Consider the following 14,359-nt stretch of genomic DNA (forward strand, 5'->3'; position numbering starts at 1 on the left):
AGCGACAAGGGTGTCGTTTATAATAACGACAAGGGTGTCATTTTTGTAAAAAAGGGAGTGATTCACATGGAAAAGAATACTCTATTACGTAACCGTCCCTACTTGTATTTAATGGCCGCACAGGTGGTTTCAAACCTCGGTGACTGGCTAAGCCTCATGGCCATCTTTTCGTTAATGGCCTTCAAATGGAATGCCTCTCCTCTTGAAATATCCTTTGTCGTCATCTGTCTGGGTCTTCCCATGACGATGCTCGGACCTGTATCCGGTGTGATTGCAGACCGCATGAACCGTAAAGTCATTATGGTGGTTTCTGACCTTTTTCGTTGTGTCATTCTACTTGGTTTGATTGTTGCCACCGTTCCATGGCATATCTACGTTCTCCTGTTTCTTCTTGGCAGCTTCTCCTCTCTCTTTACACCCGCGAAAAGTGGAATGCTCAAAGAAATTGTCAATGATGAAGAGATGCAGCAGGCGGCCTCGATCAGTTCCGTTATTCAGGACGGGGCGAAGATTATCGGACCTGCCATCAGTGGTGTTTTGGTGACGGCTGCTGGCTTGAACAGTGTGTTTCTTCTCGACTCTATAAGCTTTCTGGTATCCGCCCTACTGCTTTTTATGCTTCCAAAAACCCGCACTTTTGGAAGCAAGGAAAAGGCAGAGCATCCACCCATGATTTCCGATTTAAAAGAGGGATTTCTATACATTAAAAAAGTGCCTTTTATCCTGTATGGAACGGGTCTCATGTTTGTTTCCATGCTTATTCTGCAAATGGCCGATGCACAGTTTTCGGTGCTGATTCGCTTATTAAAGGAAGGCAGTCCTGCTTTGGTCGGACTGGTTGTCACATGTTCAGGGTCGGGATTTCTTATAACTGGTCTCTGCCTTGCCAAATATAAGGTGCGCTCGCCCTGGCTTGCCATGACAATGGGACTCTTTATACTCGGATCAGGCTTTGTCATTGTGGGATATTTAGCACACATCCAGCTTCCCCACTCCTTTATCTGGGCTCCAGTCATTACCTTTCTGGCTGCATCAGGCGGCGGATTCATCTTCATTCCTTTCAATACGGCCGTACAGAAGCTCACCCCCGTTCATATGACCGGCAGAGTATTTGGACTTACCGGAAGCATGATAATGACAGCTACACTCATTGGTCCTGTCGCCGGAGGATTTGCGGGAAATCACTGGGGTGTGATCTCGGTATTTATTGCATCTGGTGCGGGACTTGTTACAATAAGTCTAACTGCATTACTATTGCGAAAACGAACAGAACGGAGCGATCATCTTGTCACCGAAAGTGCCGGACCAACACAAGGAACAACGCCAGCGTGAAATTTTGAGTGCTTCCAAGAAAGTATTTGCCAAAAAAGGGTACGAAGCCACCAGCATCAAAGATATTATGGAGGCTACAGGGATCAGCCGTGGTGGTATTTACGATTACTTTTCCAACAAAGAGCATATTTTCCTTTCTCTGCTGGAGCAGTCCATGGAAGATAACCGCAAAGAAATAGATACACTCCTCCAAAAGAACAACGGATCCGTTTGGAAAACACTGCTTGCCATCTGGGATGATTACAGAGAGGCAAAAAACGAGGATAAGGAAGATTCTTTCAGTGCGGCTATTATTGAATATGGAATTGCCCATTGGCGGAAACCCGAGAATAGAGGGTATATCGAAAACCGGTATGGGAAAGCGGCTGGAATATTTTCATCATTGATTCAAAAAGGGATCGACAACGGTGAATTTGATCCTGTTACATCTGTCGATGACATCAGCCGGTTTATGATTAGCTTTTTGGACGGAATTGCGATTTCTGCAATTACTCTGACTCACGGCTTTATGCAAACAGGCAAGCAGATCGACCTTTTTGAAAATAGCATGAAATCCATGCTGAACGTTAAAGAGCCGGATTTGTCACAACGGTGACAGCTCCGGCTTTTCCTTATTTCGGGTTTTCATCCATTCACAAAACGCAAAGGTAATCTTCCTGTTTTCCTGGGGCGGGAAGTGGTGGGTGTATTGGGGATAAAACCAGGTTTCCACGAGGCTCTTGGAGTCCAGGCATTCTTTTAACATTAACGAGTGTGTAATGCTGACATTTTCATCCATACAGCCATGAATTAAAAGAAGCGGAACAGTAAGTCCTTCACAATAATGAACAGGCGATCTTGTCCTATAGCCTTCCGGAACTTTCGCCGGTGTTCCCCCGATGACCCGTTTCATCATTTTTCTCAAATCTATCCGCTCTTCATAGGTCAGGGCCATGTCTGAAACCCCTCCCCAAATGACCACCGAACGCGCTTCTGGGTACTGCAGAGCCGTAAAGAATGCCATTGGCCCGCCGCGGGAGAATCCAAAAATATGAAGCTGATCATGATCAACGATGGATAAAGAACGAAGAACTTCAAAGGCATGGAACGCATCCTGCCGGTCTTCTCCGCAAAAGTCTTCTCTTCCCTCTCCCCCTTCGTTTCCACGGTAAAAGGGAGCCATCACAACAAACCCCTGGGAAGCAAGCTGTATAATCCGTGGAACCCGTACCATTCCCACTTTTTTTATGCCGCCCCGTAAATACAAAAATCCCGGCAGCCGTTCTTTCCCGCTTCTCTTGGGAATGGCCAGAAGCCCTTTTACGGTCAACCCTTCACTTTTATAAGAGATTCTGAATAACGTAATCTGTGGATGAGGAGAAGGATACCGTTGGGCATGAGTGATCAGGCTGCTGTCCAGCACATAAATTCCCCCTTTTTTTATTTAGGCCAACACACAATTTTACCATTCACATATAAAGTATTACATGAAACTTTATCCTTCATTCGAATATAAAGGAGGCTAACCATTTGAAACGCATAAAAGCCCGGCTTATGCTCTTCTTTTCACTGGTCTTGACCGCATGCCTGCTGTTATCGGCATGTTCTTCCGATAACGCGGAAAAACAAAAACGTGATCATGTTCGGGTGGCTGAAGTAACCCGGTCCATTTTCTATGCACCCCAATATGTTGCGATTGAAAAAGGCTTCTTTAAAGACGAGAACATTGATGTGGACTTAAAGACCACATGGGGCGGAGATAAAACCATGACCACGCTTTTGTCCAACGGAGCAGATATTGCACTTGTCGGCTCTGAAACATCCATTTATGTGGATGCCCAGGGAACGAGCGATCCTGTCATTAACTTCGCACAGCTTACCCAAACGGACGGAACTTTCCTTGTGGCCCGGAAAAAGCCGGATTATTTTTCCTGGGATCAGCTCAAAGGCAGCACCTTCCTCGGACAGCGCAAAGGCGGAATGCCACAGATGGCAGGTGAATTCAGCTTGAAGAAGCACGGAATTGATCCTCATAAAGACATGAAGCTGATCCAGAACATCGACTATGCCAACATTCCAAACGCCTTCGCTTCCGGTACTGGGGATTACGTGCAATTGTTCGAACCACAGGCAAGTCTGTTCGAACAAAAAGGCATCGGTCATGTGGTGGCCTCTTTCGGTGAAGCATCCGGAAAGCTGCCATATACATCCTATATGTCCAAACAAAGCTATATGAAAAAGAACGGTGATGTCCTCAAACGCTTTACCAAAGCGATCTATAAAGCGCAGCTTTATGTAGAAACCCATACGGCAAAGGAAACAGCAGAACTGATCGCTCCGTATTTTGAAGACACACCCGTTGATCTGATTGAAAAGGTTGTGGACCGCTACAAAGGACAGCACAGCTATGCGGTGAATCCGATCCTTGAACAAGATGCCTGGAATAACTTGCAGTCGGTCATGAAAGCGGCAGGAGAGCTTCCAAAAAAAGCGGATTACAAGAAACTGGTTAACACCACCTTTTCCCGTGATGCCACAAAGTAAATCATAAAATTACGATGGAGGGATGACAGTGGCCTTCTTACAATTAAAATCGGTTGGTCAAACGTACTTTTCCAAGCAAACGGCCACGACTGCATTAGAAGACATTACACTCTCTGTCTCCGAGGGAGAATTTGTTTCCTTTTTAGGACCGAGCGGATGCGGAAAGTCCACCCTGCTTTCCATTATCTCGGGTCTAATACAGCCAACGAACGGCACAGTTTCCTTGAGAAATCAGCGGATTACAGAACCCCATCCGAAAATTGGATATATGTTGCAGCAAGACTACCTTTTTCCCTGGAAGACAATTAAAGACAATATTTTGGTAGGATTAAAACTTCAAGGTTGCCTGAACGATGAGCGCATCTCATATGCCCTATCCCTGATGAGCGAAATTGGTTTATCTGATACTCTGGATAAATACCCAAATGAATTGTCCGGCGGCATGAGACAGCGTGTGGCACTTGTCCGCACACTCGCAACCAACCCGCAAATTCTCCTGCTGGATGAACCATTTTCCGCGCTTGACTATCAAACCAAACTTAAACTTGAAGATCTGGTCTCAACTACGCTGCGTGAACATGGCAAAACAGCGGTTCTGGTCACACACGATATTGGGGAAGCCATCGCCATGAGCGACCGGATCATTTTATTTTCCACAAAACCCGGCAGAATCTTTCGGACTTTTCCGGTATCCGGCCATCTGAGAAAGCGTCTGCCGTTTGAAGCGCGCCAGCATCCTGATTATTCCGTGATGTTTCAGCAAATTTGGGAGGAGTTGGAACAAATTGAACAAAACGACACCGAGTAAAACCCACTCCGACTACTTGCTGAACCTGCGCAAACAAACAATGAATGTCAGACTATCTCAGCTTTTGATTTTCGTTCTCTTTTTCGGTCTTTGGCAGTACAGTTCTGACCAAAAATGGATCGATCCACTTCTCTTTAGTTCTCCACAGAAAATCCTTACATTGCTTGCTGATAAAATAGCGGACGGTAGTATTTTCGTTCATATAGGTATGACCCTTACCGAAACAGTTATTGGCTTTTTGCTTGGGACATTGTTAGGAACCCTGCTCGCTGCCCTGATCTGGTGGTTCCCCTTTCTCTCCAGAGTTCTTGATCCGTACCTCGTCATCCTAAATGCGATGCCAAAAGTCGCCATTGGCCCTATACTGATCGTAGCTCTCGGGCCCAATCTAACATCAATTGTGGCCATGGGGATCTTAATCTCTGTTATTATTACAACCATCGTGATCTATACGTCATTTAAAAATGTAGAACCAAACTATGTAAAAGTCATCCAGTCGTTCGGAGGTTCAAAATATCAATGTTTTAAAGAAGTCATCCTGCCCGCCTGTTTTCCGGCGATTATCTCGGCGCTGAAAGTAAATGTCGGCTTATCCTGGGTTGGGGTCATTGTTGGAGAGTTCCTTGTTTCCAGACAAGGACTGGGCTATCTTATTATTTACGGTTTTCAGGTGTTTAATTTTACCCTCGTATTGATGAGCCTTCTGATTATCGCCTTGCTGGCAACTCTTATGTATCAGCTTGTCGAAGTTCTTGAAAAAAAGCTGATCAAGAACCGCACACTGTAAATTCTACGTTAAATCGATCAAGATAAATCAAGAACATGACAAAAACCCCTCCACAAAAAACGGAGGGGTTCTAGTCTTTACGCCTCTTCCAGGTTGCCGAATGATCCAAAGAATTCATAGTGAATATCCTCTTCGGGGACTTCCCATTGCTTCAGTGCAGAGTTGACCACCTGCATGAACGGTAATGGACCGCAAAAGTAAAATTGGGCATCTTTTGAGGGTAATACCTCCTGAAGCCATTCAAGTGTAATGTATCCTTCACGGTCAAAATACTCTTTTTCACGGTCCTGGTTTGATGGCTGTGTATAAATAAAATAAGATGTGATATTTGGATTTTGTTCACTTACCTTGCGAACTTCTTCCCTGAACGCATGGACGCTTCCATTTTGCGCCGCTTCAATATAAACAACCCTTCGATCAGGCTGATTGGAATTGATAGTATGCAGCATGCTTGTAACCGGAGTCAGACCAACCCCTCCACTGATGAGCACAACCGGCCGGTTACTGTTGACATCCAAGTAAAAGTCGCCCGCAGGAGCAGAAATGGGAAGAACATCCCCCTCATTGTATAACTGATGCAAATCCGTGGATACCACACCGGGTCCTATGTCTTCCCCTTTTGGCCCTTCACGCTTTACACTGATTCGGAAGTAATCCAGTCCCGGCCGGTCAGACAGGCTGTATTGTCTCAGGTGTGTATATTCTTCCTGGGGGATTTCCACTTTCACTGTAATGTATTGTCCCGGAAGGAATGATGGCAATGCTTGTCCATCTTCAGGCTTTAGGTAAAACGAGGTAATGACTTCACTTTCCCTTACTTTACGGTCAATGATAAAATTTTTAAATCCTGCCCAGCCGCCAGTCTGAGTCTCTGCACTTTTATAAAACCCTTCCTCCATTTTAATAAACGCACTTGAAATAATCTGGTATGCATCTGCCCATGCATCAAGGATTTCGTCAGTTGCCGCATCACCGAGGATTTCTTTAATTGCCCCCAGCAAATGTTCGCCTACAATGGGATAATGCTCTGGTTTTACCTGCAGACTTCGGTGCTTCTGGCCAATCCTCTCCAGGACAGGCATGATCTGACTGAGGTCTTCGATGTTTGCTGCCGCTCCATACACAGCATCCGCCAATGCTTTTGGCTGATGGCCGGTGATCTGGTGGGTCATATTAAACATGTTTTTCAATTCGGGATGACTTTCGAATAACCGCTGATAGAATTTCTTGGTAATTGCCTCACCATGTTCTTTGACAACCGGAAGTGTCTGTTTGATCACTTCTAATTTTTTTGGATCCAGCTGTTTTACCATTTTAGTTACTTCTTCGAACTGTTCCTGTTTGTTTCTATCCACTAGAAAAGCCTCCTTTTCTACACTACACGTACCCCAATTCAGCTTTAGCAACGCATGGTATTTTTATACAAATTTCAACTTTTACGGAACAAAAAAACAGCCAACATCCCTGGGATGCGGCTGTACAATGAAGGCTTTACAAAAACCTTTCCTTCGTATGCTGGAGGCTTTGTATAAGCACCTGATCTTTCATCATGAAGCTGAACTTCTGTTGTCCTTCAAAGGATTCTGGCAGTTCCTCGAAAAAGACAGGCCCGTTTGTTTCATAATAACGGTCTTTCAATAATAATTTATCAACTGTAGCATAATATATGTTTTTAATGATGATGCCGCCCTTGCCATCAACCTTATACTGTCCCAAATAATGAAGGGAAGAAACATGTCCCCCTGTCTCTTCAAAAACTTCACGAACAGCAGCCTGTTCTGCATTTTCTCCCGGTTCAACCTTTCCGCCAGGAAATTCGATTCCCCGCCGCGGATGCTCTGTCAGGAGCCATTGCCCGCGAAACCGGCACAGTACCCAGACATGCTTTGGTTCAGCAGAAAATGGGTGGTCATCAAAGGAAAGTTTAACTGTATTATCATAATAATCTTTAAAAGTAATGGGTTCCATTGTTTAGTTACTCCAAATCACTAGGTTAATTCTATTGTAAATAAGGAAGCCTACATTTGTCCAATCCCTAAAAATGCTTTCCTTCCTATTATGAAATACCGGTACCCTTTTTATAAGAGAAAGAATCAATTTTTAGTTTCTTTATCTATTATCCCATATTTATAGAAAAAATGAAAAAACTCCTGTCCAAGCGGACTGGAGTTTTTTCATGTTATAAATCCACTCATCATTTTCAAACGCGATGTTAGGATTTCCAACTCGGAGTTTAGTTTATTAAATTTTATTTTAATGTATTGAACAATATTTAACTTAACATCCCTTTTTTCATTTGTAAACCCCAAAATAGCTCGATTTTAGAAATATAAAAAAATGAAAAAGTGCCATTTAATGTAGGAATTTTATATTTTTCTCTGATTTTTTTTGAGCATTTGACATAAGAATTAATTCCTGTAACATAGATGAATGTAAGAAAAATTTTTAACGAATTAAATTTTTCTAATAAGGATGGTTGGAATGCAAGATCATAACGATAGGGCTCGGGAAGCGATTGAACGAGCGAAGGGAAACGTTGTCCATTCCATTGCAGAAACGATGGATCTTTATGGAGTAACTCCTTCAGCAGGCAGACTCTATGGAACTATGTATTTTGAAAACGCCATGACGCTTGATGAAATGAAGGAAGAGCTGAAAATGAGCAAACCGAGTATGAGCACGGCTGTTCGGACACTTCAAGAGATTAATGTGGTTCATAAAACGTGGCAAAAAGGTTCACGTAAGGATGTTTTTGTTGCGGAAAAAAATTTTTTCAAATCACTTATTCATTTTTTCTGTATTAAATGGATGCGTGAAGTGAGGCTTAATCTGAAAGCCATTGAACTGTCGGAGGTGGATTTACAGGCCGTGATTCAAAATACAAAGGTGGATAAAGCTATTCGTGCCGACGCACATCGCCATTTTGAGCTGATCCATGAATCAAAGAAGTATTATTATTGGCTTGAAATGCTTGTTGACAGTTTTGAGACCGGAGACATTTTCCGCTATCTGCCCATACCGGATGACGATAAAAAGTAAATCACCCTGGTAATTCCACAAAACAGTAAGATCGCTTAATCCCCATCGCATGAGTGGGGAGCGGGGAATTTTGTTTCTTACAACAAACATTCACTGGAAAAGCGGGTACTGCACCCCCTGTCCCTTTTAACCTCGTATGCATGTGGAAAGAAAAGGTTTCTTCATGAGAAGCCCTCTTCTACGCGCTGTTTTCTGATTTTTTCCCCTTCCCGTATTTTTCTTACTATTTATTACAATTGAATGAAACCAACATCCAGAGCCAGGCTGCATTATGAATGCTCCCTGCAAATTCAAGCGTTTTAATTCTATTCCAGACCTAACACGAAACACTAGACTATAGGAGGTTGGTAGAAACATGAGTATGAATGCACCAAAACAACCAAATTCAGGTGGCGTACCCCAGGTAGGCCGCAAAAGCAGCAAACCACCGTTTTGGAATCCCTTAACGGTCGCCGTTACCGGATTTATTGTCTTTTCATTAATCACCCTTGGTTATTCCTTATTTGCAAAGAAAACCATCTATTGGCCAGGATTGTTCATCATGCTTGGACTGTATTGCCTGTTTTATTACATTGGCGCCAAAGCCGTTGAAAAACGCAAAGGAAAAACGGACGATATGCTGGTCGCCGGCAGGTCCATGCCGCTCTGGCTGTCGATGTTTACCATGACGGCGACATGGGTGGGTGGTGGCTATATTGCCGGGACTGCAGAAACTGTTTATTCCGATGGTATTGTGTGGACGCAAGCGCCCTGGGCATATGCGATCAGCCTGATCCTGGGCGGCATCTTCTTCGCCCGTAAAATGCGAAGAATGGAATTCATGACCATGCTGGATCCTTTGGAGTCAAGGTTTGGGAAGAAGATGGCTGGATTGCTTTATATCCCTGCCCTTCTAGGTGAGTTATTTTGGAGTGCAGCCATTTTAACAGCTCTTGGTACAACATTTGGTGTTATTTTAGGCTTAAGTTTTACGGTTTCCATTATTTTCTCGGCGATCGTCGCCATCGCTTATACCGTTGTTGGAGGACTATGGGCGATTGCTCATACAGATGTACTGCAAATCACCATTATGTTTGCAGGACTTCTACTTGTGTTGCCTTTTGCATTTTCACACGTTGGAGGGTTCCAGGAAGCCTTCAGTAACTATTCGGGAAATATGAAAGGTGCCACAAGCATGTTCCCGCCGCTTACCGGGTGGGATGATCCTGAGTGGGGCAAAAAGTATTGGTATTGGTGGGACTATGCGCTGCTCCTGATCTTTGGAGGAATTCCTTGGCAGATCTATTTTCAGCGGGTTCTTTCGGCCAAGAACGAAAATGTTGCGATGTGGTTATCCATCTCTGCTGGAGTGCTTTGTGCTCTCGCAGCGATTCCACCGACTTTGATCGGAATCGCCGGATTTAATGCAGACTGGGCTTCCCTTGGTACTGCCAAACCCCAGAATGCTTCATTAATCCTGACCTATGTATTCAAATACATGACCCCGGAAATGGTTGGAGCGATTGCACTTGGCGGTCTGGCAGCCGCAGTTCTTGCAGCCGTTGCTGCTTCATTCCTGTCCGCTTCAGGCATGGCTTCATGGAATGTTTACCGTCCATTAACCAAAAAGAAAGCGACGCCACAGCAGCTGCAAAAAGTCATTCGCCGCTGTGTAATCATCATCGGTGTTGGGGCCACATTGATTGCATTGAATACGAAAAGTGTTTATTCACTATGGTATTTATCAAGCGACATGGTTTATTGCATCCTTTTCCCGCAATTAACCTGTGCACTCTATTACAAATGGGCCAATAAATATGGATCTATAGCGGGATTCTTGGTGGCAATTATCTTAAGATTCGGCGGAGGGGAACCTGTGCTGAATATACCAGCATTTATTCCTTATCCATTGGTCGAGAATGGAACCATCTACTTTCCCTTCCGTACGACCTCCATGCTTGCCGGGCTTTTCACGATCCTTGTCGTGTCTTACCTGACACGTCATAAATGCCCGCCGCTCCCTCTTACCAACGTAAGAAGGAATAAACAAGAAACTGTTCAATAAGAATAAAAAGACCGGGACTTTCCCCGGTCTTTTTATTTTTAGAACCATGATGTTATTACCATTTTCATCACATAAAAAGCCGCATGGAGCACTGACCATGCGGCTTTTGGCATTATGAAATCGATGCAAAAGTAATGACCCACTGGCTATTAACTTTTTCAAATCCAAGTGTTATACTATACTCCCCATATAAATCGCTTTTGTTATGTTGAACAAGATGATACGATGATTCGCTTAACTTCTTCAACTCAAAGGGCTGGCCTTTTTCTACCCATGGAGGAAGATCAGTAGGAACCACGTACAACTTTCCATTTCTCTCTTCAAACAGTCCATTTACATAATCACTTGCCATTTGTTTGGAGGCAACATGCCTTACATCCTTAACCAGTTCCGATTTGCTGGAATAATCTTTTACTCTATACTGGCTGTCTGTTTTGGTCTGCAGTTTATTTATGAATTCCTGGGATAATTGCATAGCCTTCGCTTTTGTCAACGACACTTCCTCAGCCTGAGCACTTAGTTCTGCGAACGAGCTTTCTTTCATCACCGAAGAGTCTTTTAACGGACTTGGAGAAGCAAATACAGCCAACATTACTATTAAAAAACTGGTTGCATAATATCTCAAATCTGTTCACCACCCTGAATTTTTAATAAAAATGATTACGTTAGATGAACTATTCCTTTAATGAAAGACAAGGAAACCTCTTTTTTTGTTTTCGTTAAATTCTTTACTCCTAGAATACTTCACATCTCAGCGATTCCCTGCAGGAAGGGTGAGATTCATAAAAAATACGACTATAGTTATAGTCGTCAAGTTAAGCGTGTATTATCCGGCTTTCCGGCTTCGTCCCAAACGGCCGGCTCCTCTTTTACCTACTTCATATAAACCGGTGGCCGCAAGTCCTGCTAGCCCGCCCGACCAAATGCGAAAATCTGCTGTCATATCAGTGAAAGGATAGGCAAAAAGTCCAATGAAAATCCCAATGAAAAAGCTGATTATTGGAATGAATCTTTTCCGAATAGGGAAAGTACGTTTTAAGAGCTGTACGAGACTCGTTACAAGAGGCGTTAAAAGTGAGGCAAACGTCACAATTTGTTCCATTCCTCATCCTCCTTTGCTTTTCCATCTTCTGTTATTCAGTTTAAAGCATATACGTTATAGTTCAACTTCCATTTGCAAATACCTTCTATTTCGATAAAAACAGCCCTAACCTATACCATTTATGTTCTACTGCATAAACTATATTTGCTGGAACAGATTTACTTTCCAGCTCTTTGCACATACTAAAGCTAGAAAAAGAGAAACAATGCATAACAGGAGTGAAACGCATGAGAAGAGAAGATGATTTATATTTAATTATGCTGGAATCGAATGAACTGACGTGGTGGGAGTACGCGAGAAAAGTGTCACCAAACGTACGGCCCAAACAGTACAAAACCTATTGGTCTTTTCTAAAAAATAAAGGCAAGCTTCCAAAACGGCTAGTGAAAGAAGCCGAATGGAGGATGGAAGCGCGCCGTAAAGGATTACTGGATTCATAAAAAAATAACCCCTCTTTTAAAAGGGGTTATTTTAGTTAATAGCCTGTTTTATGTAAAACCATAAGCAAATCATTCAATTTTTTCACCCGGTCATCTTCCGCTTCCTTTAAACCCAGTTCAATTTCCATCAATTCAGACTGAACCAGCTCTTTCGCATATTTTTGCGTTAACGTAAGATCCGCCAGCAGCAATTTGTCAGCAACGCTAAGACTCATAAGAAATCCCTCCCTTTTTTTATTATAAAGGGAGAAAGTTCGCAGCAGAATGCTAAAATTCTGGTAATTTTCTGAGTAAGGTTATAAGCTCACGTTATCCTGCGCCTGCATCGAGTTCCATTCTCGTTCCAGTTCGGATAATGTAAACTCCTGCAGCAACCGCTGTTCTTGCATCATAAATCCATGGTGAAGCAACTTCTGGATAAGAAACTGTTTTCTGCTTTCAACCGCCCTGCGCAATTGTCCTTGAGGAACATTCATTGTTTAGAGTGATCCTTTCTTTTTTATCTACAGTTCTCTCCAGTTTTCGTGTATTTCATTCCTATACCGATTTGGCCACAGAATTGCTCCACTCTTCGAAAACGGCAGGCGGAGCATTCCAGCATAGCCAGGAAACCATGGTTTTCAGTCCCGATTTGCTTACATACCAATATTCATAGCGTCGTTTCGAAAGGTTTTCATAGATGCCCGTTTTTTTAACTTTTCCATCCATCGTTATTCGCCTCCCGTCTTTACACTAAACAATTCTACTTTGCCCGCTTACTTCCTTCCTTGGTCTATTAAAAATTTTACAGATATAAACATCCAGGAACTCGGGTATAGAAGAGAAGAATGATATTGGAGGAATACAATGAACGAATTATTTGAATACCCAACCCTTCAACTCGCCCAAAAGCTGTTGGGAATGGAACTTGTCCATGAAACGGGTGAAGGGCTGACATCAGGAATCATCGTCGAAGCCGAAGCCTATATGGGACCGGAAGACCGGGCCGCCCATTCGTTTGGGGGCAGACGAACACCCCGGACAGAAATCATGTATGCAGAAGCCGGCCATGTATATGTTTATTTTATTTATGGCATGCATACATGCTTTAACATTGTATCAGGTCCTCTTCATAAGCCTGAAGCTATTTTAATCCGTGCACTTGAGCCAAAAGAAGGCATCCCTCTGATGATGAAGCGCCGCAACATGGAAGTTTCGTTAATGGACAATGGTGCCTGGAGCCTTAAGGAATTAAAAAAACTGGCCAACGGGCCAGGTAAATTGTGCAAAGCCATGGGCATAACGCTTGAAGACTATGGGGTGAAACTCAATTCCGATCATCTTTATTTACGAGAATATATGGACGTCCCGGTTCAAGACATTGTAACTGGACCACGGATTGGCGTGGAATACGCCGGAGAAGCAGCACGTTTTCCCTACAGATTTTGGGTCAAGGATAATCCCTGCGTATCAAAATAAGAGCACCCCGTCAGGAGTGCTCTTTCATCATTCTCTCTTCAAATAACAGGTCATCATCGGTTTCTTCTTCAGGGTCAAAAGGATCCGTTAGCTTTTCATTCAAACAGGCGAGGACAATGCCATCCAACTGTGTAAAAGAGCGGATGCGCTTGTTCATCCACAGATGAACAATAATAAACCAAACGACCACAAGCAACACGGTTTTCACTGTGCTTTCCTGGGAAAAAGCAAGGTTATTGATCTTCAGGATGTCCATTGCAAAACTGGTAAACAGGCCAATTAAAATCCCGACAGCATAACCGATCGGTTTGCCACCCTTCAGCGTCCTGATATTCGTCCTCAGATAGGTGTGGAACAATCTCAATTCGGTTCTTCTCATTTGTAAAAAAAGGCTCCGCATAAAGCGCAAATTGGGAAGCAGACCTCGGGAAATATCTCGTTTCATCGTCGTTTGAAAAAACAGATCAAGGTCAGCAGGTGCGCCCAGGCTGTTTTTTAACTTTCTGTGCACAAAATTATGATAATAATAGTATCGAATACTAAACTCAATGAGTTTCACCAGGACCATTACCACTACGATTGCACTGGCAAATTGCACCCAAAAGTTTTGGAACACAGCTTCTGCCAGCACGCTCAATGCAAAAGATCCAGCCGCAGCTTTTGCCCATAGCAGTTTACTAACTAAAACAATTAATTGCCAAAATTGATCCATGCCAACTTCCTCCTGACAGAAGCATTTCTATTTTTCATGATACCACCTTTTTTGGTGGAAAAGGCAATATTTTACGATATCACGGAAAATTAACAAGAAAAAAGATGATGCACA

Annotated in this window: 18 protein-coding genes; 9 read left to right on the plus strand and 9 right to left on the minus strand. The window is 43.3% G+C overall.

Features of this window, described 5'->3' with window-relative positions:
* Positions 1-66: 66 nt before the first annotated feature.
* Complete coding sequence (locus tag BLT53_RS11790; protein ID WP_170834319.1) at positions 67-1,332, plus strand: MFS transporter; 1,266 nt, start codon at positions 67-69, stop codon at positions 1,330-1,332.
* The gene (locus tag BLT53_RS11795; protein ID WP_170834320.1) at positions 1,286-1,927 is read left to right on the plus strand and encodes a TetR/AcrR family transcriptional regulator; all 642 of its coding nucleotides are present in this window, start codon (positions 1,286-1,288) and stop codon (positions 1,925-1,927) included. The genes BLT53_RS11790 and BLT53_RS11795 overlap by 47 nt, the downstream gene beginning before the upstream one ends.
* Here BLT53_RS11795 and BLT53_RS11800 read toward each other — a convergent pair.
* Complete coding sequence (locus BLT53_RS11800; protein ID WP_090236841.1) at positions 1,916-2,719, minus strand: alpha/beta hydrolase family protein; 804 nt, start codon at positions 2,717-2,719, stop codon at positions 1,916-1,918. The genes BLT53_RS11795 and BLT53_RS11800 overlap by 12 nt on opposite strands.
* Before the next feature lie 122 nt (positions 2,720-2,841).
* On the opposite strand from BLT53_RS11800, the gene BLT53_RS11805 reads away from it, so the two are divergent.
* Genes BLT53_RS11805 through BLT53_RS11815 form a run of 3 tightly spaced genes read left to right on the plus strand, consistent with a single transcriptional unit; the run spans position 2,842 to position 5,450 of the window.
* Positions 2,842-3,855, plus strand: coding sequence for an ABC transporter substrate-binding protein (locus BLT53_RS11805; RefSeq protein ID WP_425284677.1), 1,014 nt, complete (start codon positions 2,842-2,844; stop codon positions 3,853-3,855).
* 28 nt (positions 3,856-3,883) lie between these two features.
* Positions 3,884-4,663 (plus strand): ABC transporter ATP-binding protein, encoded by a 780-nt coding sequence (locus BLT53_RS11810; protein ID WP_170834321.1) that lies wholly within the window; start codon positions 3,884-3,886, stop codon positions 4,661-4,663.
* A complete protein-coding gene (locus BLT53_RS11815) occupies positions 4,641-5,450 on the plus strand; it encodes an ABC transporter permease (RefSeq protein WP_425284678.1) in 810 nt (269 codons plus the stop codon). The genes BLT53_RS11810 and BLT53_RS11815 overlap by 23 nt, the downstream gene beginning before the upstream one ends.
* 77 nt (positions 5,451-5,527) lie before the next feature.
* On the opposite strand, the gene hmpA is transcribed toward BLT53_RS11815, so the two are convergent.
* The gene (gene hmpA, locus BLT53_RS11820) at positions 5,528-6,763 is read right to left on the minus strand and encodes an NO-inducible flavohemoprotein (RefSeq protein WP_090236845.1); all 1,236 of its coding nucleotides are present in this window, start codon (positions 6,761-6,763) and stop codon (positions 5,528-5,530) included.
* Positions 6,764-6,941: 178 nt separating this feature from the next.
* Positions 6,942-7,418: an RNA deprotection pyrophosphohydrolase gene (gene ytkD / locus BLT53_RS11825; RefSeq protein ID WP_090235095.1), complete on the minus strand. Its 477-nt coding sequence runs from the start codon at positions 7,416-7,418 to the stop codon at positions 6,942-6,944.
* 513 nt (positions 7,419-7,931) lie between these two features.
* Here ytkD and cudC point away from each other — a divergent pair.
* On the plus strand, positions 7,932-8,489 hold the full coding sequence (cudC, locus tag BLT53_RS11830; protein WP_090235096.1) for a choline uptake/conversion transcriptional regulator CudC: 558 nt from the start codon (positions 7,932-7,934) through the stop codon (positions 8,487-8,489).
* A 361-nt stretch (positions 8,490-8,850) separates the two neighbouring features.
* Positions 8,851-10,533, plus strand: coding sequence for a high affinity choline transporter 1 (locus BLT53_RS11835; RefSeq protein ID WP_170834403.1), 1,683 nt, complete (start codon positions 8,851-8,853; stop codon positions 10,531-10,533).
* A 112-nt stretch (positions 10,534-10,645) separates the two neighbouring features.
* Here the strand turns inward: BLT53_RS11835 and BLT53_RS11840 are convergent, their stop codons facing one another.
* Positions 10,646-11,158 carry a hypothetical protein gene (locus BLT53_RS11840; RefSeq protein ID WP_090235099.1) on the minus strand — a complete coding sequence of 171 codons (513 nt, stop codon included), beginning with the start codon at positions 11,156-11,158 and terminating at the stop codon, positions 10,646-10,648.
* Positions 11,159-11,359: 201 nt separating this feature from the next.
* On the minus strand, positions 11,360-11,635 hold the full coding sequence (locus BLT53_RS11845; protein ID WP_090235101.1) for a holin: 276 nt from the start codon (positions 11,633-11,635) through the stop codon (positions 11,360-11,362).
* 227 nt (positions 11,636-11,862) lie between these two features.
* On the opposite strand from BLT53_RS11845, the gene BLT53_RS11850 reads away from it, so the two are divergent.
* Positions 11,863-12,075 carry a hypothetical protein gene (locus tag BLT53_RS11850; RefSeq protein WP_090235103.1) on the plus strand — a complete coding sequence of 71 codons (213 nt, stop codon included), beginning with the start codon at positions 11,863-11,865 and terminating at the stop codon, positions 12,073-12,075.
* Between the two features lie 35 nt (positions 12,076-12,110).
* Here the strand turns inward: BLT53_RS11850 and abbA are convergent, their stop codons facing one another.
* From abbA to BLT53_RS25050, 3 genes are all read right to left on the minus strand, one after another.
* Positions 12,111-12,290, minus strand: a complete 180-nt coding sequence (gene abbA, locus BLT53_RS11855) for an antirepressor AbbA (protein WP_090235104.1) — start codon at positions 12,288-12,290, stop codon at positions 12,111-12,113.
* An 81-nt stretch (positions 12,291-12,371) separates the two neighbouring features.
* The gene (locus tag BLT53_RS11860) at positions 12,372-12,551 is read right to left on the minus strand and encodes a Fur-regulated basic protein FbpA (protein ID WP_090235106.1); all 180 of its coding nucleotides are present in this window, start codon (positions 12,549-12,551) and stop codon (positions 12,372-12,374) included.
* 61 nt (positions 12,552-12,612) lie between these two features.
* On the minus strand, positions 12,613-12,783 hold the full coding sequence (locus tag BLT53_RS25050) for a hypothetical protein (RefSeq protein WP_170834322.1): 171 nt from the start codon (positions 12,781-12,783) through the stop codon (positions 12,613-12,615).
* A gap of 138 nt (positions 12,784-12,921) precedes the next feature.
* On the opposite strand from BLT53_RS25050, the gene BLT53_RS11865 reads away from it, so the two are divergent.
* Entirely contained in the window at positions 12,922-13,533 is a 612-nt protein-coding gene (locus tag BLT53_RS11865) for a DNA-3-methyladenine glycosylase (RefSeq protein WP_090235108.1), read from the plus strand.
* Positions 13,534-13,543: 10 nt separating this feature from the next.
* Here BLT53_RS11865 and BLT53_RS11870 read toward each other — a convergent pair whose 3' ends face one another.
* The gene (locus BLT53_RS11870) at positions 13,544-14,245 is read right to left on the minus strand and encodes a hypothetical protein (RefSeq protein ID WP_090235109.1); all 702 of its coding nucleotides are present in this window, start codon (positions 14,243-14,245) and stop codon (positions 13,544-13,546) included.
* Between the last annotated feature and the right edge of the window lie 114 nt (positions 14,246-14,359).

Source organism: Fictibacillus solisalsi, from assembly GCF_900103485.1.
GTDB classification, from domain to species: domain Bacteria; phylum Bacillota; class Bacilli; order Bacillales; family Fictibacillaceae; genus Fictibacillus_C; species Fictibacillus_C solisalsi.